Annotated in this window: 25 protein-coding genes; 14 read left to right on the top strand and 11 right to left on the bottom strand. The window is 62.6% G+C overall.

Annotated features, from left to right (window positions below):
- Positions 1 to 153 precede the first annotated feature (153 nt).
- Positions 154 to 1,482, bottom strand: coding sequence for a DNA polymerase IV (locus AC0L2X_RS14550; RefSeq protein ID WP_473559660.1), 1,329 nt, complete (start codon positions 1,480 to 1,482; stop codon positions 154 to 156).
- Between the two features lie 68 nt (positions 1,483 to 1,550).
- Here AC0L2X_RS14550 and AC0L2X_RS14555 point away from each other — a divergent pair, with 68 nt between their 5' ends.
- A complete protein-coding gene (locus AC0L2X_RS14555; protein WP_473559662.1) occupies positions 1,551 to 2,126 on the top strand; it encodes a GNAT family N-acetyltransferase in 576 nt (191 codons plus the stop codon).
- 104 nt (positions 2,127 to 2,230) lie between these two features.
- Positions 2,231 to 3,715, top strand: a complete 1,485-nt coding sequence (locus AC0L2X_RS14560; protein ID WP_473559663.1) for a hypothetical protein — start codon at positions 2,231 to 2,233, stop codon at positions 3,713 to 3,715.
- Positions 3,716 to 3,781: 66 nt separating this feature from the next.
- On the opposite strand, the gene AC0L2X_RS14565 is transcribed toward AC0L2X_RS14560, so the two are convergent.
- Entirely contained in the window at positions 3,782 to 4,081 is a 300-nt protein-coding gene (locus AC0L2X_RS14565; RefSeq protein WP_473559665.1) for a DUF3572 domain-containing protein, read from the bottom strand.
- Positions 4,082 to 4,253: 172 nt separating this feature from the next.
- Here AC0L2X_RS14565 and AC0L2X_RS14570 point away from each other — a divergent pair, with 172 nt between their 5' ends.
- The 8 genes from AC0L2X_RS14570 to AC0L2X_RS14605 all read left to right on the top strand — a co-directional run bounded on the left by AC0L2X_RS14570 (position 4,254) and on the right by AC0L2X_RS14605 (position 12,811).
- Positions 4,254 to 4,670 carry a response regulator gene (locus AC0L2X_RS14570; RefSeq protein WP_473559806.1) on the top strand — a complete coding sequence of 139 codons (417 nt, stop codon included), beginning with the start codon at positions 4,254 to 4,256 and terminating at the stop codon, positions 4,668 to 4,670.
- Positions 4,671 to 4,703: 33 nt separating this feature from the next.
- Positions 4,704 to 6,077 carry a PleD family two-component system response regulator gene (locus AC0L2X_RS14575; protein WP_473559666.1) on the top strand — a complete coding sequence of 458 codons (1,374 nt, stop codon included), beginning with the start codon at positions 4,704 to 4,706 and terminating at the stop codon, positions 6,075 to 6,077.
- Between the two features lie 462 nt (positions 6,078 to 6,539).
- Positions 6,540 to 7,274, top strand: coding sequence for a FadR/GntR family transcriptional regulator (locus tag AC0L2X_RS14580; RefSeq protein WP_473559667.1), 735 nt, complete (start codon positions 6,540 to 6,542; stop codon positions 7,272 to 7,274).
- Positions 7,271 to 8,458: a PLP-dependent transferase gene (locus AC0L2X_RS14585; RefSeq protein WP_473559669.1), complete on the top strand. Its 1,188-nt coding sequence runs from the start codon at positions 7,271 to 7,273 to the stop codon at positions 8,456 to 8,458. Before AC0L2X_RS14580 ends, AC0L2X_RS14585 begins: the two co-directional genes overlap by 4 nt.
- Positions 8,459 to 8,487: 29 nt before the next feature.
- The gene (locus AC0L2X_RS14590) at positions 8,488 to 9,765 is read left to right on the top strand and encodes an ABC transporter substrate-binding protein (protein WP_031212851.1); all 1,278 of its coding nucleotides are present in this window, start codon (positions 8,488 to 8,490) and stop codon (positions 9,763 to 9,765) included.
- A gap of 202 nt (positions 9,766 to 9,967) precedes the next feature.
- Positions 9,968 to 10,891 (top strand): carbohydrate ABC transporter permease, encoded by a 924-nt coding sequence (locus AC0L2X_RS14595; RefSeq protein ID WP_473559671.1) that lies wholly within the window; start codon positions 9,968 to 9,970, stop codon positions 10,889 to 10,891.
- Positions 10,891 to 11,739 carry a carbohydrate ABC transporter permease gene (locus tag AC0L2X_RS14600; RefSeq protein WP_473559673.1) on the top strand — a complete coding sequence of 283 codons (849 nt, stop codon included), beginning with the start codon at positions 10,891 to 10,893 and terminating at the stop codon, positions 11,737 to 11,739. The genes AC0L2X_RS14595 and AC0L2X_RS14600 overlap by 1 nt, the downstream gene beginning before the upstream one ends.
- A 4-nt stretch (positions 11,740 to 11,743) precedes the next feature.
- Positions 11,744 to 12,811 (top strand): ABC transporter ATP-binding protein, encoded by a 1,068-nt coding sequence (locus AC0L2X_RS14605; protein ID WP_473559675.1) that lies wholly within the window; start codon positions 11,744 to 11,746, stop codon positions 12,809 to 12,811.
- A gap of 68 nt (positions 12,812 to 12,879) precedes the next feature.
- On the opposite strand, the gene rpmG is transcribed toward AC0L2X_RS14605, so the two are convergent.
- Positions 12,880 to 13,047 carry a 50S ribosomal protein L33 gene (rpmG, locus tag AC0L2X_RS14610; protein ID WP_006201775.1) on the bottom strand — a complete coding sequence of 56 codons (168 nt, stop codon included), beginning with the start codon at positions 13,045 to 13,047 and terminating at the stop codon, positions 12,880 to 12,882.
- A gap of 230 nt (positions 13,048 to 13,277) precedes the next feature.
- On the opposite strand from rpmG, the gene AC0L2X_RS14615 reads away from it, so the two are divergent.
- Positions 13,278 to 13,502: a DUF559 domain-containing protein gene (locus tag AC0L2X_RS14615; RefSeq protein WP_473559677.1), complete on the top strand. Its 225-nt coding sequence runs from the start codon at positions 13,278 to 13,280 to the stop codon at positions 13,500 to 13,502.
- Positions 13,503 to 13,714: 212 nt separating this feature from the next.
- Here AC0L2X_RS14615 and AC0L2X_RS14620 read toward each other — a convergent pair whose 3' ends face one another.
- From AC0L2X_RS14620 to topA, 6 genes are all read right to left on the bottom strand, one after another.
- Entirely contained in the window at positions 13,715 to 14,170 is a 456-nt protein-coding gene (locus AC0L2X_RS14620) for a YqfO family protein (RefSeq protein ID WP_473559679.1), read from the bottom strand.
- 110 nt (positions 14,171 to 14,280) lie between these two features.
- Positions 14,281 to 15,456, bottom strand: coding sequence for an MFS transporter (locus AC0L2X_RS14625; protein ID WP_352667885.1), 1,176 nt, complete (start codon positions 15,454 to 15,456; stop codon positions 14,281 to 14,283).
- A 16-nt stretch (positions 15,457 to 15,472) separates the two neighbouring features.
- Positions 15,473 to 16,207: an NUDIX hydrolase gene (locus AC0L2X_RS14630; protein ID WP_473559680.1), complete on the bottom strand. Its 735-nt coding sequence runs from the start codon at positions 16,205 to 16,207 to the stop codon at positions 15,473 to 15,475.
- Positions 16,208 to 16,280: 73 nt separating this feature from the next.
- The gene (locus AC0L2X_RS14635) at positions 16,281 to 16,733 is read right to left on the bottom strand and encodes a DUF983 domain-containing protein (RefSeq protein WP_352667881.1); all 453 of its coding nucleotides are present in this window, start codon (positions 16,731 to 16,733) and stop codon (positions 16,281 to 16,283) included.
- A complete protein-coding gene (rnr, locus tag AC0L2X_RS14640) occupies positions 16,733 to 19,039 on the bottom strand; it encodes a ribonuclease R (RefSeq protein ID WP_473559681.1) in 2,307 nt (768 codons plus the stop codon). Before rnr ends, AC0L2X_RS14635 begins: the two co-directional genes overlap by 1 nt.
- A gap of 6 nt (positions 19,040 to 19,045) precedes the next feature.
- Complete coding sequence (gene topA / locus AC0L2X_RS14645; RefSeq protein WP_473559682.1) at positions 19,046 to 21,661, bottom strand: type I DNA topoisomerase; 2,616 nt, start codon at positions 21,659 to 21,661, stop codon at positions 19,046 to 19,048.
- 76 nt (positions 21,662 to 21,737) lie between these two features.
- Here topA and AC0L2X_RS14650 point away from each other — a divergent pair, with 76 nt between their 5' ends.
- On the top strand, positions 21,738 to 21,965 hold the full coding sequence (locus AC0L2X_RS14650; protein WP_473559684.1) for a hypothetical protein: 228 nt from the start codon (positions 21,738 to 21,740) through the stop codon (positions 21,963 to 21,965).
- A gap of 143 nt (positions 21,966 to 22,108) precedes the next feature.
- Here AC0L2X_RS14650 and AC0L2X_RS14655 read toward each other — a convergent pair whose 3' ends face one another.
- Positions 22,109 to 22,486, bottom strand: a complete 378-nt coding sequence (locus tag AC0L2X_RS14655) for a COG4315 family predicted lipoprotein (protein ID WP_473559686.1) — start codon at positions 22,484 to 22,486, stop codon at positions 22,109 to 22,111.
- 210 nt (positions 22,487 to 22,696) lie between these two features.
- Here AC0L2X_RS14655 and AC0L2X_RS14660 point away from each other — a divergent pair, with 210 nt between their 5' ends.
- Positions 22,697 to 23,443: a cytochrome c biogenesis CcdA family protein gene (locus AC0L2X_RS14660; RefSeq protein WP_352493140.1), complete on the top strand. Its 747-nt coding sequence runs from the start codon at positions 22,697 to 22,699 to the stop codon at positions 23,441 to 23,443.
- Between the two features lie 65 nt (positions 23,444 to 23,508).
- Here AC0L2X_RS14660 and AC0L2X_RS14665 read toward each other — a convergent pair whose 3' ends face one another.
- Positions 23,509 to 24,402 (bottom strand): SDR family oxidoreductase, encoded by an 894-nt coding sequence (locus AC0L2X_RS14665; RefSeq protein WP_473559807.1) that lies wholly within the window; start codon positions 24,400 to 24,402, stop codon positions 23,509 to 23,511.
- Between the two features lie 129 nt (positions 24,403 to 24,531).
- Here AC0L2X_RS14665 and AC0L2X_RS14670 point away from each other — a divergent pair, with 129 nt between their 5' ends.
- On the top strand, positions 24,532 to 25,479 hold the full coding sequence (locus AC0L2X_RS14670; RefSeq protein WP_473559687.1) for an AraC family transcriptional regulator: 948 nt from the start codon (positions 24,532 to 24,534) through the stop codon (positions 25,477 to 25,479).
- The last annotated feature ends 52 nt before the right edge of the window (positions 25,480 to 25,531 follow it).

Genomic DNA, 25,531 nt, shown 5'->3' on the forward strand with positions numbered 1-25,531 from the left:
CGGACATATGGATGCAAGCGATCCGATCAGACCTGAGCCACACCTTGCAAGCAGGGGGCCGTCCACATATGGATCCTGGGGTCTGCGCGTCGCTTCGCTCCTTGCTTCGCCCCAGGATGACGACGGCGTATTGAGATCGGCAGCGTCAGACCACTAGTCCTCGATCGGTTCGGGCGGGTGCGCATCGCGGCCCTTGCCGAAGGTATAGCCAGTTTCCACCGCCCTGCGGCCGAACTTGCCGCGCAGCGTGTCGATAGCGCCTTCGGCCATGGCGCGCTTGCGTGACTGGACGTCGACCAGGTCGGGCGGGTCCGCCCTGTCATCGTCGGAGAGATCGCTGACGCCAATGCCGAGCAGCCGGTATTTCGTGCCATCCGCTTCCTTGTGCAGTAGCTCGAGCCCGGTCGAGAAAATGCGGTCGGCCAGCCGGGTCGGATCGCCGAGCTGGCGATTGCGCGTGCGGATCTTGAAATCCTGGGTCTTCAGCTTGAGGACGACGGTGCGTCCGGCAATGCCGGATTTTTTCAGCCGGGCCGAGACCTTTTCCGACAGCGCCCTCAGCACCGAAACCAGTTCGTCGACGGAGGCGATGTCGGTGTCGAAAGTGGTCTCCGCCGAGACGCTTTTCGCGTCCTGGTCGGGAACGACGCGACGGTCGTCCTCACCGCGCGAAAGCCGGTAGAGCCGGTCGCCCATCACGCCATAGCGGCGCATCAGGTCGCCGCGTTCCATGCGCTGCAGCTGGCCGATGGTGCGGATGCCGTCGCGCTCGAGCGTGGCGGCAAAGGCCTTGCCGACGCCCCAGATCAGCGTCACCGGCTGCTCGGCCAGGAAGCCGATCGCCTCGGCCTCGCCGATCACCGAAAATCCGCGCGGCTTGCGGAAGTCCGACGCCACCTTGGCCAGGAACTTGCAGTAGGACAGGCCTGCCGAAACGGTGATGCCGATTTCTTTTTCGACGCTGAGAGCGAAGCGCGCCAGCACCACCGCGGGCGGCAGGCCATGCAGGCGCTCGGTGCCGGCGAGGTCGAGAAAAGCCTCGTCGATCGAGAGCGGCTCGACCAGCGGCGTCAGTGCCTGCATCATGGCGCGCACCTCGCGGCCGACGCGGACGTATTTTTCCATGTCCGGCGGGATGACCACCGCTTCCGGGCAGGCTTCGAGCGCCTTGAACATTGGCATCGCCGAGCGCACGCCGTGGATGCGGGCGATGTAGCAGGCCGTGGAGACGACGCCACGCTTGCCGCCGCCGATGATCAACGGCCGATCCTTCAACGCCGGGTTGTCGCGCTTTTCGACCGCCGCGTAGAAGGCGTCGCAATCGACATGGGCAAGATGCAGCCGGTAGAGCTCCGGATGGCGGGCAAGCCGTGGACTGCCGCAGCGCTCGCAACGGCGTGCCTCGCTGCGCTGAAAACTCAGGCAGTCGCGGCAAAAACCGTGTTCGGGATTGTTGACAGGAGCCGCCATCGCTGCGAACATAAAGAGAACAAATGCAATGGTACGTCAGGACGGACGCCACGACAAGGCGGTGGGCCGGGAGAGAGCTCATGAATACGACCATAGCGCCGCTAGTGCCCGAGCTTTGGGCGGATTTCGAAGATCTTTTCGGTAAGCAAGGCGCCTGCTACGGCTGCTGGTGCACACATTTCCGGCTGTCGCCGGCAGCGCGCCGCGCGAGCAACCGGGAGCGGAACAAGGACCACATCAAAGCCCGGATCGAGGCCGGACCACCACCTGGCCTGCTGGCCTTCGAGGGCGGCCAGGCGGTCGGCTGGATGCAGATCGGCCCGCGCGCCGACGTGCCCGAGTGGAATAACCAGGGCAGGGGGTCGGCGCCGCTCGACCCCGCCGATGCCAGCGATCCAGGCGTCTGGGCGATCTCCTGCTTTTTTATCCGCGCCAAGGCACGCGGCAGGGGACTGTCGCACCGCCTGGTCGAAGGCGGCATCGACTTTGCACGGGAAAATGGCGCCCGGCTGATCGAGGCCTGCCCGATCGACCTGTCGAAGGATTCGCGCTCGATCGGGCTGTTCGTCGGCTCGTCGCGGGTCTTCGAAAAAGCCGGGTTCCAGCGATTGGTCGAGCGCAAGCCGGGCCGGCCGCTGGTGCGGCTGGTACTTTAGCAAGACAATTGCCTGGCGTACTGTCTTCGTCTTGCGGTTGTGATGGTATTTCCCTACCAGAAGCATGAAGCAATTTCGCCTTCCGAGATCAACGGAGAACAAACGTGAAGCGTGTTTTGGCACTTGTTTTCGCTCTCGCGCTCAGCGCGCCCGCCTTCGCCCAGACCGTTGACAATCAAGGCGCAAAACGGCTTTCCGACGATCTGGCGCACTATTTCGGCAAGAAGCCGTTCGACATTGGGTTCGTGAAAGTTTCAGTCGAGGGCAATGCCTACAAGATCGCTTTCGACTTCAAGCCGGTCACGGATTTGCTGGCAAAGCAGCAATCCTTCAAGTTGGACTCCACGCCTTACTTCGTTCTGGCGAAGCCGCGCAAAGATGGTCAGTGGGACGTTTCGGTGGACGTGTCTCCGAAGGGATCTGTTGATTTCGTCGGTCCGGAGGGGGCGCAGCACATCGACTTCTCCGTGTCGGACAACAAGTTCGCCGGTATCTATGACCCTGATCTAGCGGCCTTTGTGAACGCCTCGGGTTCCACTTCGGGCGTCACGATGAGTGTAAAAAGCCCGCTGCAGAATGTGGAAGTGTCTGCGGAAGGCGGCGCTGGCAGCATGAGCGCGACGAAATCAGCGAATGGCGGCATAGATTTTGCGTATTCACAGACAATGACCGCCTTTGCCGAAACCGTCAGACTGGACGATCCCAAGAGCGGTCTGAAATTCTCATACAATGTCAAGTCGCCGCACGCGGCGGTGGATGCGACGGGCAAGGGCATGCGGACAAAGCCGCTGCTCGATTTACTTGCCTTCGCCGTGGCCAACGAGGATGAGGCCAAGCTCAAGGCGAACCAAGCGGAGTTCAAGTCGCGTCTGCTCGCCGTATTACCGCTGTGGGAAAGAATAGACGGCACCTACAGCTTCAAGGATTTCGTGGTGGAGACCCAGCTCGGCAATTTCGGTGCGACACAGTTGAGCACGGCGGTCGGGATGGACGGTATCTTGCAGAACGGTCAGATAACCTATGCGATCAAGGCCGCCGGCCTGACGCTGCCGCAGCAGATGCTGCCCAGCTGGAGCGTCGCGTTGTTGCCGACGGATATCGACCTCAGTTTCGGCGGCGCCAACATCGATCTCGACAGCATAGCGAAAAAAGCCATCGAAACGCTTGATCTTAATAAAAATCCGCCGTTGCCGGGCGATTTCGGCGACCAGATTTCCGCTGATTTCCTGGCCAAGACCCCCAAGCTGGTCCTGGGGCACAGCACCGTGAAGAACGGCAATGTCGAAGTCGCGATGGAAGGTGAAATGACGTTCCCCGGCAAGAAGCCCGAGGCGAGCATAACCATCGATGTCGCGGGCTATGACAAGATCGTGGAGGCCCTGCAGACGGCGGCCAAGACCGAACCGGAAGCGGCACAGTATTTTCCGTTCGCACTCGCCGTCAAAGGGTTCGGCAAGGCACTGCCGGATGGTCGACTGGAATGGGTCGTCAACGCTAAGGCAGACGGTTCGGTCACGGTCAACGGCGCCATGCTGAAGCCGGCCGACCCCGTTGGGACGGACGACAGTGGGGATGAGGCAACGCCATAAAGCATCAGCACTGGCCCGTTGTCGGCGGCAAGTTCTTCGATCTGTCCGCTGTCTCGGGATCGCCGCTTATGTTGAATGCTCATGATTGTCGTCGCCGAGCGGCAGAGCGCGCAACGCCTTGCCCACTGCGGCGGGTGGCGTTCCGGTCTCCTCGGAAAAACGCATCAGCGTCGGCTCGTGGGCAAGGATGAACTGCAGCACGCCGGCCAGGAATCCCGGCTCGCCCGCCGCCTGGCGGATGGAATGGGCTTCGATGCCGGTGATCGCCAGGAAGCGGGGCAGAAGTTCCGGATCGGCGGCGACGAAGCCCAACGCCTTTACGGCAATGGTTTCCGCTTCCTCGCGCATTGACGCTGCGTTTGCCATCGCTACCTTCCTTCATGGGCGGAATCGTTCTGTTTTCGCAGTAGTGGCAAGTGTCGCCGGCAGCAAGCTCGCCGACCTGGAATCCGAACGCTTTTCGGGCAGCCGGTTTCCGTTTCGTCAATCATATTGCCGTATAGTGGGAACAGGTTTGGTGCGTGCCGACAAGGGGCGCATGACGGCACCCTTCGAGTGGAAGGCCAGCCGGGACGGGAAATCGATGCCTAAGAAGGTTATGATCGTCGAGGACAACGAGCTCAACATGAAGCTCTTTCGCGACCTCATCGAAGCGAGCGGCTACGAGACGGTGCGCACACGCAACGGCCTGGAAGCGCTGGATCTGGCGCGGAAGCACAGGCCGGACCTCATCCTGATGGACATCCAGCTGCCGGAGGTGTCGGGCCTCGAGGTCACCAAATGGCTGAAGGAGGACGACGATCTCCACGTCATCCCGGTCATCGCCGTCACCGCCTTCGCGATGAAGGGTGACGAGGAGCGCATCCGCCAGGGCGGCTGCGAGGCGTACATCTCCAAGCCGATCTCGGTGCCGCGTTTCATCGAGACCATCAAATCCTACCTGGGCGATGCCTGATGTATCTTTCCAGCCGAGCCGGAGCTTTGTGAAATGACCGCGCGGATCCTCGTCGTCGACGATATCCCAGCAAATGTCAGGCTGCTGGAGGTTCGGCTGCTCGCCGAATATTTCGAGGTTCTGACCGCCACCAACGGGCCGGATGCGATCGAGATCTGCGAGAACGGCAAGGTCGACGTCGTGCTGCTCGACGTGATGATGCCCGACATGGACGGGTTCGAGGTCTGCCGGCGGCTGAAGGGCGACCCGGCGACATCGCACATCCCGGTCGTGATGATCACCGCGCTCGACCAGGTTTCGGACCGGGTGCGCGGCCTCGAGGCCGGCGCCGACGATTTTTTGACCAAGCCGGTCAACGATCTGCAGTTGATGACGCGCGTCAAGAGTCTGGTCAGGCTGAAATCGCTCACCGACGAGCTGCGGCTGCGCGCCTCGACGACACGCAATATCGGCATCGAGGAGCTTTTGAGCCGCAACTTCGCCACCGATGATGCCGTGCCGAAGGTGCTGCTGGTCGACGAGCGCAAATCCTCGTTCGAGCGCATCCAGAAGATGCTGCGCGGCAGTGCCGATCTCGACGTCGCCAACGATCCGCACGCCGGCTTCTTCCAGGCCGCCGAGCTGCCCTATGAATGCGTGATGATCTCGACGGCCTTCGCCGATTTCGACCCGCTGAGGCTCTGCTCGCAATTGCGCTCGCTCGATCGCACCCGTTTCCTGCCGATCATCCTTCTGGCGGACGAGGGCGAGGAGGGGCGCATCATCCGCGGCCTCGAACTCGGCATCAACGACTATCTGATGCGGCCGATCGACCAGCAGGAGCTGACCGCGCGGCTGCGCACGCAGGTGCGCCGCAAGCGCTACAACGACCAGCTTCGCGCCAGCGTCACCCAGACCATCGAGATGGCGGTGACCGATGCCCTGACCGGCCTGCACAACCGCCGCTATCTCGACAGCCATCTGCAGACTCTGTTCGATCGCGCCGTGGCACGGCGCCGGCCGCTGTCGGTGATGATCACCGATCTGGACCGCTTCAAGAGCATCAACGATACGCATGGCCATGACGGCGGCGACGACGTGCTGCGCGAATTCGCGCGGCGTCTGCGCAAGAATGTTCGCGGCATCGATCTAGCCTGCCGCTTCGGTGGCGAGGAGTTCGTCGTGGTGATGCCGGACACGGACGGCGCGGTAGCCGAAAAGGTCGCCGAGCGCATTCGCGCCGAAATCGCCCAGCTGCCGTTTGCCGTCGGCACCGAAGGCAAGGCCGTCGAAGTCACCGTCAGCGTCGGCGTGTCGTCGGTGTTGAAAGGGGTGGACACGGTCGCGGCGCTGATGAAACGCGCCGACCTCGCGCTCTACGAGGCCAAGAGCGGCGGCCGCAATCGCGTCGTCGCCAAGGCGGCGTAGCACCACAGACGAATTAGCCAGTCAACCCGACAAGGTTACGAATTTACCTTAATCCAAGCGAGTTGGGAGGCTTGGTTAAGAAACTGTTGATTTTCATAAGTTGTTGCGCAAATGTGCAGCCCTTAGACGTAACCGGCACGAGGCTAGATCGCCGGTTCGACCCAAAGAATACCCCATGATGCTCAGGTCCGCCGCATCTCCTGGGTCCGTGGGGTCGGCCGGCCGGCGCTGGCACATAGTGGCCTCCTCGTACCGCTGCCAAACGCCGGCCGGCCCCCAATTTTCAAAACACATCAGGACTCTGCGTCAGCATCCAGAAAATGCTGGCTTTTTGTCGTGGCAGCTAGGCCATGCCTTGATCAGCACGCTGGGGGCGGTACGCATATGCCCGCAGCCGATTGACAGGGCCCAGTCTTCTATGCAGAAATTGGTTGGACCATTGAGCCATTTGGGACCCTTGGCATGACCGAATTCGGCCTTTCCCCCATACAGGCAACTGCTCGCGACGACGCGGTGCTCAAGGCGCTGGCCGGCTTTGTAATGCGGGAAGCTCTCGGACCCGGCCAGAGACTGCCGACCGAACGCATCCTTGCCGAGCGCCTCAAGGTGAGCCGCAACACCGTGCGCGAGGCGCTGACGCGCTGGGAAGGGCTCGGCCTGGTCGAACGGCGGCAAGGCAGCGGCACCTATCTCAAGGGAGTGGTCTCGCTGGACATGCTGCACATGCCGCTGACGCTGGCTGGCGGCAATGATTTCACCAGCCTGATGCAGACACTGGAAATCCGCCGGGCACTGGAAGCGGAGGCCGCCGCCCTTTGCGCCATCCGCGCGGACCAGGCCGAGATCGCCGAGATCGCGCGCAAGCTTGACATTATGGAGCAGGCCTTTCACACGCGCGCCGGCATGTCGGCGGAGGAAGACTGGGAATTCCATCAGTCGATCTATCGCACGTCCGGCAATCCGCTGTTCGAGCAGATCATAGCCGCCATGCACGAGCTGTTCCACCGTTTCTGGGAACATCCGCTCGGCGTGCGCGACTTCGGCCACGCCAGCTTTCCTTACCACCGCACCATCTACGAACGCATCGCCGCGCACGATCCTGAGGGGGCTCGGGCCGAGGCGCTCAAGCTGATCGCCACCGTCGAGGACGATCTGAAGCGCGGCGCGGCCAAACTCGAACTTTCAGGCCAGAAATGAGCGACCATTCCGCCGATTTCGAAAACGAGTATCTCGCCGAGGCGGCGACGCTTCTCGCCCATGACGCGCCTTTCCCCGGCGGCGCGGTGGTCCCGCCGATCTACCAGACTTCGCTCTTCACCTTCGCGAATTATGCCGAGATGGCCGACACATTCGCCGGCAGGCGACGCCAGCCGATCTATTCGCGCGGCGACAACCCGACGGTCATGGAGTTCGAGGCGCGTGTCGCCGCTCTCGAAGGGGCGGAGGCCGCGCGCGGCTTTTCCAGCGGCATGGCGGCGATTAGCGCCACGGTGCTTGCTTTCGTCGGTGCCGGCGAGCGGATGGTCGTCGTGCGCAATTGCTACGGCGACGCCTACCGGCTGTTCGAGCGGCTTCTGCCTCGGCTCAATATCAAGGTCGACTATGTTGACGGGTCCGATCCGGACGCGGTCGCCGCAGCACTTCCCGGCGCCAAACTGCTCTACCTGGAAAGCCCGACGTCGATGATGTTCGAGCTCCAGGACGTAACGCATCTGGCACGGCTGGCCAAAGAGCAGGGCATTATCACCTCGATCGACAATTCCTGGGCGACCCCGGTGTTCCAGAAGCCGATTTCGCACGGTGTCGACCTGGTGCTGCATTCGGCCTCGAAATATCTCGGCGGCCACAGCGATACCGTCGCCGGTGTGGTGGCCGGTTCGGCTGCCCATATCCGACACATCAACGAGCAGACCTATTCCTATCTCGGCGGCAAACTTTCGCCTTTCGAGGCTTGGCTGCTGCTGCGTGGCCTGCGCACATTGCCGCTGCGGTTGCCGCATCACATGAAGAGCGGGCTGACCATTGCCGAACGGCTGAAGGCGCATGGCCATGTCGAGCGGGTCAACCACCCGGCCTATTCCAACCATCCAGGCAAGGCGACGCTTGCCGGCTATGCCGGGCTGTTCTCGTTCGAAGTGACGGAAGACGTCGACATCCCGGCTTTCGTCGATGCGCTGAAACTCTTTCGAATCGGCGTCAGCTGGGGCGGCCATGAGAGCCTGGTCGTTCCGGCAAAGGCCTCGCTCGAGCAGACGCCGGGCCTGAATTCGATGGCGCGCTTCGGCGTCAGCCCGCGAACAATCCGCTTCAGTGTCGGATTGGAAAGTGTCGAAGACCTGTGGGCGGATGTTGCCCAGGCCTTCGACAGAGCAAAAAGATAAAGGAGCCGTTCAAAATGGGAGTGCTGAACATGAAAAAACTGAGCATCCTTCTTGGTGCCGTCGCGGGTCTGGCGATTTCCGCCGGCAGCGTGCTGGCCGATTCCACGGTCAAGATGGTCGAGGTCATTACCAGTCCGCCGCGTACCGAATTCCTCAAGAAGCAGATCGCCGAATTCGAGGCGGCCAATCCGGGTGTCAAGGTCGAGCTGGTATCGCTGCCCTGGGGACAGGCGTTCGAGAAGTTCCTCACCATGGTGCAGGCCGGCGACACGCCCGATATCGTCGAGATGCCGGAGCGCTGGATGGGTCTCTATGCGACCAACGGCCAGCTCGAGGATCTCGGGCCATACATGGCAAAATGGGACGATGCCAAAACGCTAGGCGAGCGTGCCAAGCAGTTCGGCTCGACGGTCGATAACAAGCAGTACATGATCCCTTACGGCTATTACCTGAACGCGCTGTTCTGGAACAAGAAGCTGTTCAAGGAGGCCGGCCTGGACGGCCCGCCGGCGACGCTCGATGAATTCGTCGAGGACTCCAAGAAGATCTCGGCGATACCGGGCAAATACGGCTACTGCCTGCGCGGCGGCCCGGGCGCCTTCAACGGCATGCATATGTTCATGAACATCGCCGCCGGCAAGGGGGGCTATTTCAACGAGGACGGCACCTCGACGATCAACGAGGAAGGCTCGGTCAAGGGCCTGCAGATGCTCGCCGACATGTACAAGAACGGCCTGGCGCCGAAAGATGCGGTGAGCTGGGGCTTTAACGAGACCGTCACCGGCTTCTATTCCGGCACCTGCGCCATGCTGAACCAGGATCCCGACGCGCTGCTCGGCATCGCCGACAAGATGAGCGCCGACGACTTCGCCGTGGCGCCGATGCCGGTCGGGCCGAGCGGCAAATCCTATCCGACGCTCGGTTATGCCGGCTGGGCGATGTTCGCCAATTCCCAGCACAAGGACGATGCCTGGAAGCTGATGGCGACGCTGTTGTCGCCCAAGGACAATCTGGAGTGGGCAAAGGAAGTCGGCGTCATTCCGATCCATAACGGCGCCGACCAGGACGCTCACTTCAGGACCGAGCAGTTCAAAGGCTGGTTCGAGGAACTGAACAACGGCGACAAATACGAGATGGTGACGCCGCCGACGCATCTGGAAAATCTCGGCAATTTCGTCGACCAGGTGGCGATCAAGAATTTTCAGGAAGTGCTGCTTGGCCAGAAGGCGGCCAAGGACGTGGCCGACGAATGGGCCAAGTTCCTGACCAAGGAACAGCAGGACTGGCTGGCCAAGAACAAGAAATAGCTTTTGTTCCTTTCCTTCTCCCCGCTTGCGGGGAGAAGGTGGCCCGATAGGGTCGGATGAGGGGCAGCGCTACGTTCTGCCGGGCTGGCTCCGCCCCTCATCTGCCTGCCGGCATCTTCTCCCCGTGAACGGGGAGAAGGGCGCTGTCGCCGTCGCTGCACCCGCCTGTCACCGTAGAGCCGCCTGCAACAGAGCTGTCCGTATGACCTATGCCGTGTCCGAAATACGATCCGCCGGCAGGCCGCGAAAGAAGCGGCTGTCCCATGCCGCGATCGAGCCCTGGCTCTATCTCAGCCCGGCGATCGTGCTGCTGGTCGTCGTGCTGCTGGTGCCGCTGGTCATCGGCATCGGCTACTCGTTCCGCAAATTCTCCGCTTTCAAATCCGAATATGTCGGGCTTGGGCAGTATCAGGCGATGCTGTCGGATACCGTGCTCGGGCAGGCGCTCGTCAACACGCTGTGGTGGACGGCAGCCAGCCTGTTCTTCCAATTTTTCCTTGGACTTGGCCTGGCGCTGCTGCTCGACACACCGTTCCGGGGCAGAAAGATCGTGCAGGCGGTGGTGTTCCTGCCCTGGGCGGTACCATCCTTCCTCTCGGGCCTGACCTGGGCCTGGCTGTTCAATCCGATCATCGGGCCGCTGCCGCATTGGCTCTATGCATTTGGACTGAAAGCCGAGCCAACCAACGTTCTCTCCGATCCCTCAACAGGCATGTGGGGACCGATCGTCGCCAATGTCTGGTTCGGCATTCCCTTTTTTGCCATTACGCTTTTGGCGGCGTTGAAGTCGATCCCGTCGGAACTGCATGAGGCGGCGGCGATCGACGGCGCCTCGCCGTGGCAGCGCTTCACCAAGGTGACGCTGCCGTTCCTGGCGCCGACCATCGTCATTACCGTCATGCTGCGCACCATATGGATCGCGACCTTCGCCGACCTGATCTTCGTCATGACCGAAGGCGGGCCTGCCGGTTCGACCGCAACGGTGCCGGTCTATATCTATGTCAGCGCGTTCAAGTCACTGGATAAGGGCTATGCCTCGGCGGTGGCGGTGCTGCTGCTTGTGCTGCTCATCGTCTATGCGATTGCGCTGATAGGCATCCGCCGCTCGCTGGTGAGGCACGTCTGATGATTGCCGGACGCTCCGTCTCCTCGCGCGTTGTCGGCGGCATCGGCCTTTACGGCGCCATCGGTGCCTATATGGCCTTCGCGCTGTTCCCGATCTTCTGGACGTTGAAGATCTCGGTCACGCCCGAGCGGCTGCTCTATTCCGAAGGCATCACTTTCTGGCCGTCGCAAACGACGCTGCAGAACTTCGTCACCGTGCTCGAAGCCACTGATTTTCCGCGCTACTTCCTGAACAGCGTTATCGTTTCGGTGTCGACGGCAGCCTTCGTAACGGTCATTGCCGCGCTGGCCGGCTATGCCATGTCGCGATTTTCCTTCCGCGGCAAGGCCACCCTGGCCATCCTGCTTCTGCTCACCCAGACTTTTCCGCTGGTGATGGTTATTCCGCCGATCTACCGCATCATGGGGCAGATCGGTCTCATCAACAGCCTGACCGGCCTCGTCATCATCTACACCGCCTTCAATACGGCCTTTGCGACCTTCCTGATGCAGTCCTTCTTCGACGGCATTCCGCGAGATCTGGAAGAGGCAGCCATGATCGACGGCTGCACGCGCCTGCAGGCGATGCGCAAGGTGATCGTGCCGCTGACGCTGCCCGGCATGGGGGCGACGCTCGGTTTCGTCTTTACCGCCGCGTGGAGCGAGTTGTTGTTTGCGCTGATGCTGATTTCCAGCGACGACCAGAAGACTTTCGCGGTCGGCCTGCTCACCTATATCGGCAAATTCGCGGTCGACTGGGGACAGATGATGGCTGCTTCCATCCTGGCGCTGATCCCGGTCTGCGTCTTCTTTGCCTTCCTGCAACGCTACCTCGTCACCGGCCTTACCGCCGGCGCCGTCAAGGGATAGATCGATGGCCTCCGTTACACTCGACAAAGTCCGCAAAGACTATGGAGCCGTGCGCGTTCTGCACGCTGTCGATCTCGAAATCGCCGACGGCGAGTTCGTCGTTCTGGTCGGCCCGTCCGGCTGTGGGAAATCGACCCTGCTGCGCATGATCGCCGGGTTGGAGGAGGTCTCCGACGGCGAAATCCATATTGGCGAGCGCCTGGTCAACGACATCGCGCCAAAGGATCGCGATATTGCCATGGTATTCCAGTCCTACGCGCTCTATCCGCACATGGATGTGTCGAAGAACATGGGTTTCAGCCTGATGCTGAGGAAGGCCGGCAAGCCGGCGATCGATGCAAGGGTGGACGGTGCCGCCAGGCGGCTCGGGCTCGATGCGCTTCTGCAGCGCCTGCCGCGGCAATTGTCCGGCGGCCAGCGTCAGCGCGTCGCCATGGGCCGTGCCATCGTGCGCGACCCGAAGGTCTTTCTCTTCGACGAGCCGCTTTCGAACCTCGACGCCAAGCTGCGCGTCCACATGCGTGCCGAGATCAAGGCGCTGCACCAGCAATTGAAGACCACTTCGGTCTATGTCACCCACGACCAGACCGAAGCCATGACAATGGCCGACCGCATCGTCGTCATGCATGACGGCCTCGTCCAGCAGGTCGGTGCGCCGCTCGATCTGTACGACCGGCCGGTCAACATGTTCGTCGCCGGGTTCATCGGCTCGCCCGGCATGAATTTTCTGCCTGCCGTGGTTGAAAAGGGCGCCAAGCCGGATGCCATCCTGGCCGACGGCCAGAAGCTGAGGCTGCCGGACGGCATGCCGCTAAGGGATGGCGATGCGATCACCGTCGGCTTGCGGCCCGAGCATATCCGGCTCGCCGACAATGGCGCGCTGAAAGGCGAGGTGGGCGTGGTGGAGCCGCTCGGCCTGTCGACCCAGTTCTATGCCAGGCTTGCCGGCCAGCAGGTCTGCGTCTTCGCCATGGGCCGCGCGAGCGTGAAGCCGGGTGAGGCCGTGCGCCTGTCGGCTGATCCGGCATCGCTGCATCTGTTCGATCCGGCAAGCGGCGGTCGCATCGGCTAGTCCTGCATCCCCGAAACGAAAAACGCCGCCCGGAAGGCGGCGTTTCGGTACTGCGAGAGAAAACCCGATTACTTGATCTTGGTTTCCTTGAACTCGACGTGCTTCTTGGCGACCGGATCGTATTTGCGGAACGACAGCTTGTCCGTCTTGGTGCGGCTGTTCTTGCTGGTCACGTAGAAGAAACCGGTGTCGGCGGTCGACAGAAGCTTGATCTTGATGTTTGCGGCTTTGGCCATGATGTTCGTCCGTTAATGTTCGTGGAGTTTTGGCCGCTGGAGCACGGGGAAACACCCGGACGCGGGAAACTTGCCGCGACACATAAAGAACGCGCCCGGAAAGTCAACCCCAGCTACGACAGCCTGTTTAGGCGCCGTCGGCGAAGCCGCCAATCTCCCTCCTTGTGGGGGAGATGCCCGGCAGGGAAGAGGGGGGCGACGTAGAGTGCCGACCTCTATAGTCTTCGAGCTTGGGAGTTTCTCAACATTCCGGGAGAAGTGACGATGCCGCACACGCCATTGCCTCCGCAACACCGCGCAAACGCCAAGCGGCCACAGGTGACGAAGTAAGGACGAAGCGTCTGCAACAGGATGGCTGGATTATCCTGCGCTTCTGGAACGACGATATCATTCGCGATATTGGCAATGTCTGCCAGCACATCGTCATCGAGGCTGGTCTGGCTGGCGCATCGTAAATCCTTTACCGACCTGCGCCACGCATAGGCCGGACATCACGGCAAGGCTGGCGGGACAGCGCCCCCCTCTGTCCTGCCGGACATCTCCCCCACTTGGGGGGAGATTGGCCGTCGCCTCGGATTTCGCCAATCACCAGCGTCGCGAGGGAGCGTTGTCGACGGGGCTGCCGATTTCCCTGGAAAAACGGGGAGAAAGGAGCTGACCGCAACGCTCATGCGTCCGCTGTGGCCAGCTCAACCTTGTTCCAGTCCCCCGTCGTGTTCCACCAGCGGTTCGGATTGGCGCGGTCGTCGAGGCCCTTGGAGCGGCTGGCAAGCAGTGGCTGAATGCGGATCACCGACTCCTGATAGCTGTGAAGCTGGTAAATCGCTTCGACGACGCGAGCGGCGAGCTTCTGGTCGTCAGGCAGTTCGAACGACACTTCGACAGTCCCTGGTCGCCTGCGCAATTCCGCCTCGGCGCCGGCGGCGGCACCTTCAAGTGGCCGGTAGCGTTCGATGCCGTCCGCCGACTGAAAGGCATTGCTGTCATATTTGCCCATTCTGAGCGGCGCGATCGCGACCACCGCCTCCATGATGCGGTCGATGTCGGCTGCCGGTGCCTGAAAGGTCACCAGCAGCAGCAATTCCATCCGCAGCGATTTCGTTTCAAAGCCACTATCGATCATCCGAGGTCTCCCTGCTTATGCACTTTGGGGGAGCATATACTCGAGCCCTCCTGACATGGTTGTGTCAGGAGTTGGTCAGCAGTGGGAGCGATGTCGGCAGCTGGGCCGACTCAGAGGATTTTGCGGAGCAGCCTGGTGCCGACCAGCACGATATAGCAGGCGAAGAACAGGCCGAGCGCCCAACCGAAGCCCGACGGCCCGAAAGCGTCCATGCCGATGCCGATTGCCTGCGGGCCAAGCACCATGCCGACGCCGTAGCAAAGCACGAAGGCGGCGTTGGCGGAGGCCAGTTCATGGCCGGAAAGCTGCGAGCCAAGATGCGCCAGACCGATTGTGTACATGGCAGCGACCACACCGCCCCAGACGAACAGAAGCGCTGCCATCAAATGCCAGTTCTGCGCGAAGAACGGCATGAAGACCGTGCCGGCAAGTCCGACGGTGGCACAGGCCATCAGCAGATAGCGGCGGTCGCTGACGCGATCGCTGATCATGCCGATAGGGATCTGCAACAGCACGTTGCCAAGCCCGATCATGGTGAGCAAAAGGGCGGCGTCCGCCTCTGAGTAGCCGATGCGGTTACCGTAGACCGGGAACAGGGCAAAGCCGCCGGTCTCGACCGCGCCGAACACCAACACGGCCGCGGTGGCCGTCGGCACCAGCCAGATATAACGTAGAAAATTGCTGGTTTCGCCGTCCGAGACGATCGTCGGGCTCTCGTTGCGTGCCGCCAAGACCGGTATGGCAGCGAGCGTAACCAAGGCGATGGTAACGCCGAAGGGGAGGAAGCCACTGCTGCCGAGATGGGCGAACAGCCAAGGCCCGGCGGCAAAGCCGAGAGATAGCACGGTGGCATAGATGCCGAGGACCAGTCCGCGCCGGTGTGGCGGCGCCGAGGTGCTGATCCAGAATTCCGACAGGATGAACAGCACCGTCAGCGCGATATGCAGCAGCACGCGCAACGGAAACCACATCCAGAAGGCTGGTGCGAAATGGAAACCGACAAAGGCCAGTGCCCCGGCGGCGATCATGGCAAGCATCGTCCAGGCGACCCCGAACCGCATGGCGAGCGGGGTGGCGAGCGGCGCGCCGGCGATCGAGGCGAGGCCCGCGACCGCGGTGTTGAGACCGATCATCGACGCGGAATGGCCACGCGTCTCCAGGATCACGCTGAGCAGTGGCATGCCAAGTCCGATGGCGATACCGACGACGCTGATCGACGAGATCGCTGCGACCATCGGCAGCCAGTGTACGCGTTCCTCGACCTCTCGCTGGGTATCCACTGTCATGAAATGCCTGGCTGCTCTAGAGAATTTCGCGGACGAAGCGATTGCGGACAAGCCGGTAGAACGGCACCGGACCGCCGGGGCTCAGCAGCGGATCCCGGGCGAGCCGCTTTTCCAGCTCCTCCAGGACCGTGCGCGTGATGTCTGGAATATCGGCTTGCCTGGCCTTGGCCAATGGCAACCAAACGACGTCTTCCAGCTCATCGGTCGGACCGCCATCCGGCAGTTGCACCGCGACATCGTCGCGCCATGCCGCGAGAAAGCGCGTATCGAAGCGGCGCACCCGGTTGGGCGGGGTGATGGCGCGTGCGACGAAGCGCAGCGCTTGCAGTGATGGGATGACGCCGTGCTCGACAAAGCCCTGCCAGTCGCTCTTGGCGGTCGCGAAGGTGCCTTTTTGGCCGATCAGCAAGCCGGCCTCCTCATAGGTTTCCCGGATTGCCGACAGGGCAATGGCGCGGGCACGGGCCGGGCTGGTGCGGCCGATGCCAGCGGTCAATCTCGCTTCTTCCTCTGGATGAAGTGCGGTGGCTGTCGGGATGCGGCTGTCGGCTGGGTCTGTGCGGCCGCCGGGAAACACGAATTTTCCCGGCATGAAGGCATGACCGGCGTGGCGCCGGCCCATCAGCACCAGGAACTCGTCGCTCTTGCGGTCGAGCAGGATCAGCGTCGCGGCGTCACGCGGGCGTATAGGCTTGGCATCGAGCGCGATCCGCTCAACCTTGTCGACTTCCGCCTTGGTCATAACGTCCATGCGCTCGACCTAGCGGAATCTTCTCCGATGCGAAAGTGGCGTCCAGCCATGCCGATTTGCGCCAGCCTCGGTTTCAAGCCTCGGGATGCGACTCGATCAGATCTTCTTCACCGCCAAAGCCGTGCATATAAAACGCCCATTGCAGGCCGATGACAGCGCCCTTGACCGGCTGCAGCAGGACGACGGCGAGAATGATGGTCAATGGCACCCAGATGGCGATGTGCTGCCAGGTAGACAGCGTCGAGGTCGCCTCGACACCCATGAAAGCACCGAGCACGATGTGGCCGACAATGACAACCACGAGATAGGCCGGCAGGTCGTCGGCGCGATGGTGGTGGAGCTCCTCGCCGCAACGATCGCATTTGTCGACGGTCTTGACGAAGGCGCGAAACAGCTTGCCCTCGCCGCAATGCGGGCAGCGGCCGAGCATGCCGCGCTTCATTGCCGTCCATAGCGGCCGGGCGGTCCGACCCGAGTGATGTTCGCCGCCAAAAACCCGTTCTTCCACCTGCAGTTCTGTTGGCATTACCGTCTCCTGCCGCGCGTGCCTGGGCGCGATTGCGACGCCCGGGCGCGGCCTTTGGCCTTGTGGAACGACCGTTTGGAGCCGGGCAGCGGCTTTGGCTCGGTCAGCATCTCGAAACGCATCGCGCCGGCCATCGGCGCCACCTCGATCAGGCGAACTTCGACGCGATCAGCAAGCTGATAGCCCTTGCCTGTGCGTTCTCCGAAAAGCGATCGAGCAGTTTCGTCGTATATATAGTAGTCGCCGCCCAGGGTTGAAACCGGAATGAAGCCATCCGCGCCATACTGCGGCAATTGGACAAACAGGCCCGATTTGGTCACGCCCGAAATGCGGGCGTCGAAACGGTCGTCGATGCGCTCGGCGAGATAGGCGGCGATCAGCCGGTCGACCGTGTCGCGCTCGGCGGCCATCGCGCGCCGCTCGGTCGCGGAAATCAGTGCCGAGACCTCTTCCAGCCGCTCCGCCTCGTCCTGCGTCAGGCCCCCCGGACCAAGGCCGAGTGCGGCAATCAGCCCGCGATGCACGATCAGGTCGGCATATCTGCGGATCGGCGAGGTGAAATGCGCATAGCGCTTAAGATTGAGGCCGAAATGGCCGATATTGGCGGGCGAATATTCGGCCTGGCTCTGCGAGCGCAGCACCACTTCGTTGACCAGCCCCTCATTGTCGGCGCCGCGCACGCGAGCGAGGATGCCGTTGAACTGGTTCGGCCGCATCTGCGCGCCGCGCGCCAGCGACAGGCCGAGCGTCTGCAGGAATTCACGCAGCGATTCCTGCTTGGCGAGAGAGGGCGCATCGTGGATGCGGTAGACCAGCGCCTGACGCTTCGCCTCGAGTGTCTCGGCGGCGGCGACGTTGGCCTGGATCATGAACTCTTCGATCAGCTTGTGCGCGTCGAGCCGCTTCGGCACGACGACCTTGTCGACGGTGCCGTCCTGCTTGAGCAGGATCTTGCGCTCCGGCAGATCGAGCTCGAGCGGCTGGCGCGTGTCGCGGCCGCGCTTCAGGATCGCGTAGGCGTCCCATAGCGGCTTCAGCACCGCATCGAGGATCGGGCCAGTCGTGTCGTCCGGTGCACCGTCGATCGCCGCTTGCGCCTGCTGATAGGCGAGTTTCGCCGCAGACTTCATCATGACGCGATGGAACGAGTGTCTGAGTTTGTGGCCATCGGCCGAGAAAGTCATACGCACCGCTATCGCCGGACGATCCTGGCCCTCGCGCAGTGAACAGAGGTCGTTCGAGATGCGCTCCGGCAGCATCGGCACGACGCGGTCGGGGAAATAGACCGAATTGCCGCGCTTTAGCGCTTCGCGATCGAGCGCCGTGCCGTAACGCACGTATGCAGCGACATCAGCAATGGCGACGGTGACAACCACGCCACCGGCGTTCTTCTCGTCGGTGTCGGGAATGGCGAACACCGCGTCGTCATGATCCTTGGCGTCGGCCGGATCGATGGTGAGCAGCGGCAGCTCGCGCCAATCCTCGCGGCCGGCAAGCGTCGCCGGCTTGACCGCCTCCGCCTCGGCGATGACGTCGGCCGGGAAAATATGCGGAATGTCGTGTGCATGGATGGCGATCATCGAGACCGCCTTTTCGCTGGTCAGCGACCCCAACACCGCCAGAACCTTGGCTCGCGGCAGCCCGTAGCGCGAGGCCCGCGCCGGCTCGACCTCGACCAGGTCGCCGTTCTTGGCGCCGTTCTGGAATTCCTTGTCGACGACCAGCTCCGGCTGGCGCCTTTCAACCGGCTCGATGCGGAACGTGCCGTCCTTCAGCACACGGAAAACGCCGAGAACCGCATCGGTGCGCTTCTCGAATATCTTCATCACCCGGCCGGTATAGGCCGGGCCTGCCGGATCGTCGGTCGGAAAGGTCTTGGCCAGCACCCGGTCGCCGATGCCCGGCGTCGGGCCATTGCCGCCGCGCGACACGCGGATCGCTATGACCGGAGGTTCGCCATTGCCGATCGCTTCGGTCGGGTGCGCCAGCAGCACACCGTCGGCGTCACGACCGAAGATGTCGAGCACCGCGACGTGGGGCAGGGCGCCGACACGGGCAAGCCGCTTGCGCTCCTTGGTCAGCAGGCCTTCATCCTGCAGGTCGCGCAAGACGTCCTTCAGCCAGATACGGTCTTCGCCGCGCAGCGCAAACGCCTTGGCGATGTCGCGTTTTCCGGCGCGGTCCGGATTTTCGGCGATGTAACGCAGTATCTCGTCACGCGAAGGCCGGTAATTATCCCTGACCTTGGCGCGGGTATCGGCGGTGCGCAGATCGCCGTGGCTTCTTCCGGAGATTTTGCGCGCCAACCCGTCCTATCCCTTTTTCCTGGCCGCCGGTTTCTTGGCCACAGCCGGTTTCTTGGCAGGCGCGGCCGCTTTGCGGAAGGGCTTCCTGGCGCCATTGCCGCCCTTGGCTTCCTTTTCCGCAATGAGCGCAACCGCATCCTCGATCGTCACCGATTGCGGATCCTTGCCCTTCGGCAGTGTCGCATTGACCTTGCCGAAATTCACATAAGGCCCGTATTTGCCGTCGCGCACGACGATCTTGCCGCCGCCGGCAGGATGCTCGCCAAGTTCCTTGAGCGCAGCGGCGGTGCCGCCATTGCGGCCGCCTTTGCCCTTCAATTGCTTCTCGGCGATCACCGAGACGGCGCGATTGAGGCCGATCGAGAACACGTCCTCGATGCTGTCGAGATTGGCGTAGGTGCCGTCATGCAGCACGAACGGCCCGTAGCGCCCCAGCCCGGCCGAAATCATCTTGCCGGATTCCGGATGCTTGCCGACGTCGCGCGGCAGCGACAACAGGGCGAGCGCCTTTTCATGATCGATCGAATCGACAGTCCAGCCCTTGGGCAGGCTGGAGCGCTTGGCATCCTTGCCGTCGCCGCGCTGGATATAGGGGCCGAACCGGCCATTGCGCAGCGTGATCTCCTCGGCGGTATAGGGGTCCTTGCCGAGCACTTTGGTGCCGTCTTCGCCATTGCCGTTCTCGCCATTGGGATTGGCGGCGTCGCCGAGCTGGCGGGTGAAGGAGCATTCGGGATAGTTCGAGCAGCCAACGAAGGCGCCGAACTTGCCGAGCTTCAGCGACAGGTTGCCGGTGCCGCATTTCGGACAGATGCGCGGGTTCGAACCGTCTTCGCGCGCCGGAAACACCAGCGGCGCCAGTTCCTCGTTCAATGCATCGAGGACGTCGGTGACCCGCAGCTCCTTGATGTCGGCGACGGCGCCGGAAAAATCCTTCCAGAAATCGCGTAGCACGTCCTTCCAGGCGAGCTTGCCGTCGGAGATTTCGTCGAGTTTCTCCTCGAGCGAAGCGGTGAAGTCGTACTCGACATAACGCTCGAAGAAGCTTTCGAGGAAGGCTGACAATAGCCGGCCCTTGGCCTGTGGCACCAGCTTGCGCTTGTCGATGGTGACGTAATCGCGATCCTCGAGCGTCTTCAGGATCGCCGTATAGGTCGACGGCCGGCCGATGCCCAGCTCTTCCAGCTTCTTGATCAGCGAAGCTTCCGAATAACGCGGCGGCGGCTCGGTGGTGTGCTGGGTAGCGTTGATCGCCTCGCGTGTGAGCTGCTCGCCGGCACGGACCTCGGGCAGGCGGCGGCTTTCCTCGTCTTCCGAATCTTCTTCCTTCTGCTCGATGTAGGCGGCAAGGAAGCCGTCGAAGCGAACAACCGAGCCGACAGCACGAAGCTCGGCGGTGCGCGGGCCGTTGATGGCCTCGATCTCGACCGTGGTGCGCTCGATCTCGGCCGGCTGCATCTGGCTGGCGATGGCGCGTTTCCAGATCATCTCGTAAAGCCGCGCCTGGTCGGCGTCGAGATACTGCCTGACGGAAGCCGGCGTGCGCATGAAATCGGTCGGACGGATCGCTTCGTGCGCCTCCTGGGCGTTCTTGGCCTTGGCGGAATAGTAGCGCGGCTTTTCAGGCAGGTATTTGGCACCGAATTCCTTGGCGATCGCATCGCGTGCGGCAGAGATCGCCTCCGGTGCCATCTGCACGCCATCGGTTCGCATATAGGTGATCAGGCCGGTGGTCTCGCCGCCGATCTCCATGCCCTCATAGAGCCGCTGCGCCACCTGCATGGTGCGGTTGGCCGAAAAGCCGAGACCCGATGAGGCTGCCTGCTGCAGCGTCGAGGTGGTGAAGGGCGGCCCGGGATTGCGCTTGGTCGGCTTGGCTTCGACCGACGCCGCCTTGAAGCTGGCGCCTTCCAGCATCGCCTTGATGTCGTCGGCCTGCGCCTTGTTGGAAATGTCGAGCTTTTGCAGCTTCTTGCGCTCGAAGGCGGTCAGCCGCGCCTCGAAATTTTCCTTGCGCGGCGTACCGAGAATGGCAGCGACCTGCCAGTATTCCTCGCGGATGAAGCGCTCGATCTCGGATTCGCGGTCGCAGACCAGACGCAGCGCCACCGACTGGACGCGGCCGGCGGAGCGGGCGCCGGGCAGCTTGCGCCACAGCACGGGCGACAGCGTGAAGCCGACCAGATAGTCGAGCGCGCGGCGGGCGAGATAGGCATCGACCAGCGGCGCATCGATCTGGCGCGGATTGGCCATCGCCTCCAGCACGGACGCCTTGGTGATGGCGTTGAAGACGACGCGGCTGACCGGCTTGTCCTTCAACGCGCGCTTTTGCTTCAACACTTCCAGGACATGCCAGGAGATCGCTTCGCCCTCGCGGTCCGGATCGGTGGCGAGGATCAGCCCGTCGGCGTCCTTGACCGCCTTGGCGATATCGGCGAGACGCTTTCCAGACGCGGTGTCGACGGCCCAGGACATGGCAAAGTCTTCATCCGGACGCACCGAGCCATCCTTGGCCGGCAGATCGCGGACATGGCCAAACGAGGCCAGAACCTTGTAGTTCTTGCCGAGGTATTTGTTGATTGTCTTCGCCTTGGCCGGCGATTCGACGACGACGACGTCCATACGGTCTCATATCAGTTGTGATGCGGCAGAAGAATTCCGCTGCGCGCGACGAAATCTCGTTCAATGTGTCGCTCACATGGCCGCGCTTTTGCATCCGGTCAAGGCCAAGCAGTCAAAATGCGGCCCTGTACCGAATGCGCAACCCAACGGCGCGCCATGCGATTTCCGCAATCCTGGACAAGGGAAATGGGCAGCCTATCGCTGGACAAACCCGGCAATTGATCCTGGAGAACGGGACAAACTCTCCCGCGGATATAAGAGAAACATCGAGCACGCGCCAGCCCTGCTTGAACAGATGCTGTGAAGGGCGTGATCGGTAGCCCGGCATTTTGCTCGGACAGTCGCAAGGAATTGCCGTGCCGAAAAGCTGGCCGCCGGGGCGGTTGGGTCGAGTTCCCAGCGACCAGCCGTGTTACCGCCTGTTACAGCGGATCAGAAGCTCAAGGCTTAGTCGGCCTTGGCGATATGCCAGACGCCGCCGACACCCTCGCCGGTGACGTCCCCGGCCTTCTTGTCCTTGATGAACGTGTAGAGCGGCTTACCTTCGTAGGCCCACATCCTGGTGCCGTCGGTGCGGTCGACGATCGTCCACTCGCCCTCGGCCTTGGCGTTGGCGTCAGCCTTCAGCGGCGGCCAATTGGCGGCGCATTTGTCGTAGCAGTTCGACTTGCCCGCCTCGTCCTTGTCGTAGGTGTAGAGCGTCATGCCGCTGGCGTCGGTGTAGATCTTGGTGCCGCCGACTTCTGCTTCCTTCCACGCCTCGGCGGCCAAGGACGCCGTGGTGCCGAGCAAAAGCGCGATCATGCCAATTGCGATCGTTTTCATGGACTTCTCCCTGGATCATTCGAAAAGCGCGCGGAACAACGCAGCTTCGTTTGATCAACGCTGCCTGGCCGCCCTTTCTTCCCGAGTTGTTTTCCATCGATCCAGGCGAGGGGCGACGACTTGCTATCCAATGTGATGGGGCCACGCGATGGTGATTGGCGGACGGCCGTTGTCGTAGCTATATGGCTGCGCAGTCATCGGGAGACGGAAATGGCATTGGACGTCGGCTATGTCAGCGCGATCGGGGCGGGAGCAATTTCGTTCCTGTCACCCTGCGTGCTGCCGCTGGTGCCGCCTTACCTGTGCTATATGGCCGGCGTGTCGGTCGACGATTTCCGCGGCGAGGCCGGCATTACGGCAAAGGCCGGTGCACGCGGCGCGCTGGTTAATTCCTCCATCGCCTTCGTGCTCGGCTTTTCGACCGTCTTCGTCGCGCTCGGCGCCGGCGCCTCGACCATCGGCCATCTGCTGCGAGTCTGGCAGGAGCCGCTGGCAATGGCGGCTGGCGTGCTGATCATCCTGATGGGGCTGAATTTCCTCGGCGTACTGCGCATCCCGCTGCTTTCACGCGAGGCGCGCTTCCAGTCACAAGGCAAGCCGGCCAGCCTGATCGCCGCTTATGTCATGGGCTTGGCCTTCGCCTTTGGCTGGACGCCCTGTATCGGCCCGGTGCTGGGGCCGATCCTGACGCTTGCCGGCGGCCGCGAGACGGTGGGCGAGGGCGCGCTGCTGCTTGCCGCCTATTCGCTCGGCCTCGGTATTCCCTTCCTCGTTGCGGCGCTGTTTTCAGGCGCCTTCATGCGCTTTCTCGGGAAATTCCGCGTCCATCTCGGCCGCGTCGAAAAAGCCATCGGTGCGCTGTTGGTGGTCGCCGGCGTGTTTTTCCTGACCGGCGGCGTGCAGACCGTGTCATACTGGCTGCTCGAGAATTTTCCGGTGCTGGGGCAATTGGGATAGGTTGCCGCCCGGCCGAAGCGCGAGGCCGTAGCTGCGGCGCGAGGCACAGTAGCTACGTGGTCCGTTCAACCTTCGAAATAGTCCGGCTGGTCGATATCGGCGATGAGCCCGGGTCCGCTCGGCGCCCACCCCAGCAACGCGCGAGTCCGTTCGCTCGAGGTCGGGACATCCATCGCCGCGAACATCGCGAACCAGCCAAAATGATCGGCGGCTTCTTCCCCGGACTTGGCGATGACCGGCACGTTCAGGCGACGGCCGATCACGCCGGCGATGTCCTTGAACGGCACGCCTTCTTCGGCGATCGCGTGATATCGCCCGCCACCGGCTCCATGCTCGAGCGCAAGCCGGTAGACGCGGGCGGCATCGAACCGATGCACGGCAGGCCAGCGATTGAGCCCTCCGCCGACATAGGCCGACACCCCCTTCATCCGAGCAAGGTCGATGAGAATAGGAACAAAGGCGTGATCGCCCTGGCCATGGACCGACGGAGGAAGGCGAACAACCGACGCGCGCACCCCGTGTGCCGCCAGCGCGGCGGCTGTCGCTTCGGAGGCGCGGGGATACGAGGCGGAAGCGGGAACAGGCGCATCTTCTTCGGTCGCGATACGGCCCCGGGCCTGGAGCGCGGTTCCGGAGGTGACGAGCAGGGGCCGCTCGGAGCCTTTGAGTGCTCCGCCCATCGCCTCGATGGCGCGCCGGTCCATTTCGCAGTTTTGCGCGAATTTCGAGAAGTCATGGTTGAAGCCGGTATGGATTACCGCGTCGGCGGCTGCCGCGCCCCTGCGCAGGCTTTCGAGGTCTTCGAGGTCACCTCGATGCACCTCGGCTCCGGTGGCTGCAAGCGACTTGGCCGACGCCTGAGAGCGGGCGAGGCCGAGCACACGATGGCCGGCGCCGATGAGTTCTTGAACGACGGCAGAACCGACGAATCCGGTCGCGCCGGTAACGAAAACACGCATCACGACTTCTCCCTGTTCATTTCTGACCGCGACCATGCTCGCGGCCCAGTTGTGTCGTGATAGGCGCTTGAGAAAATACGATCTATGCGGTAAAGTCCGTATTATCTTCGCAATCGTCCGGAATGACCCGTGGATCCCCTTTCAGATGTGCTCTCGCTGCTGAACCCGCGAAACTATATGTCGGCCGGTTTCGATGCTGGTGGTGAATGGTCGATCCAGTTCCCCGACCAGCAGCAAAGCATCAAGACCGGAGCGGTGGTCTCCGGCCGGTGCTGGCTATCTGTGGAGGGCGTTGCCGACGCAGTGCGCCTTGAGACGGGAGACTGCTTCCTGCTGCCGAGTGGACGGCCTTTCCGCCTTGCAAGCGACATGAGCTTGACGCCTGTTGAAGCCGTCAAGATTTTTCCGCCTGCGCGAGCCGGCGGTGTCGTGACCCACAATGGCGGTGGTGATTTCTTTCTGGTCAGCAGCCGCTTCGCGCTTGGCGGTAATCATGCCGGCATCCTGTTGCGGATGCTGCCAGCTATTGTGCATATCCGCAAAGAGTCGGACCAGTCGGCGCTGCGCTGGTCGGTGGAGCGGATGATGCAGGAGCTGCGCGAGCCGCAGCCGGGCGGCTTTCTGGTGATCCAGCACCTCGCCCACATGATGCTGGTTCAGGCGCTGCGGCTGCATCTTTCGGAAGGATTGAAAGGTGGCGTCGGCTGGCTCTTTGCCCTCGCGGACAAACAGATCGGCACGGCGATCAGCGCCATGCATGACAATCCGGCGCATGGCTGGACGTTACAGGAACTGGCGGAACGGACCGGCATGTCGCGATCGACCTTTGCGCTCAGATTCAAGGAGACGGTCGGCGCGTCGCCGATGGACTATTTGACGCGCTGGCGAATGCTGCTGGCCGGCGACCGGCTGACGAATTCCAGCGATCCCGTCGCCGTCATCGCGCTGTCGCTCGGCTACGAATCCGAAAGCGCCTTCAGCACAGCCTTCAAGCGGGTCATGAACTGTTCGCCACGGCAATACGGCCGTGGCCGAGCCCCCAGCTTCGCATCACGCAACGAGGCGGAAGCCGCCTGAGCCGATCGGCTTGAGCGTGTCGCGGGTTGGAGGTTCTACCGTCTCACCGGAA

Source organism: Mesorhizobium sp. WSM4828, from assembly GCF_055811175.1.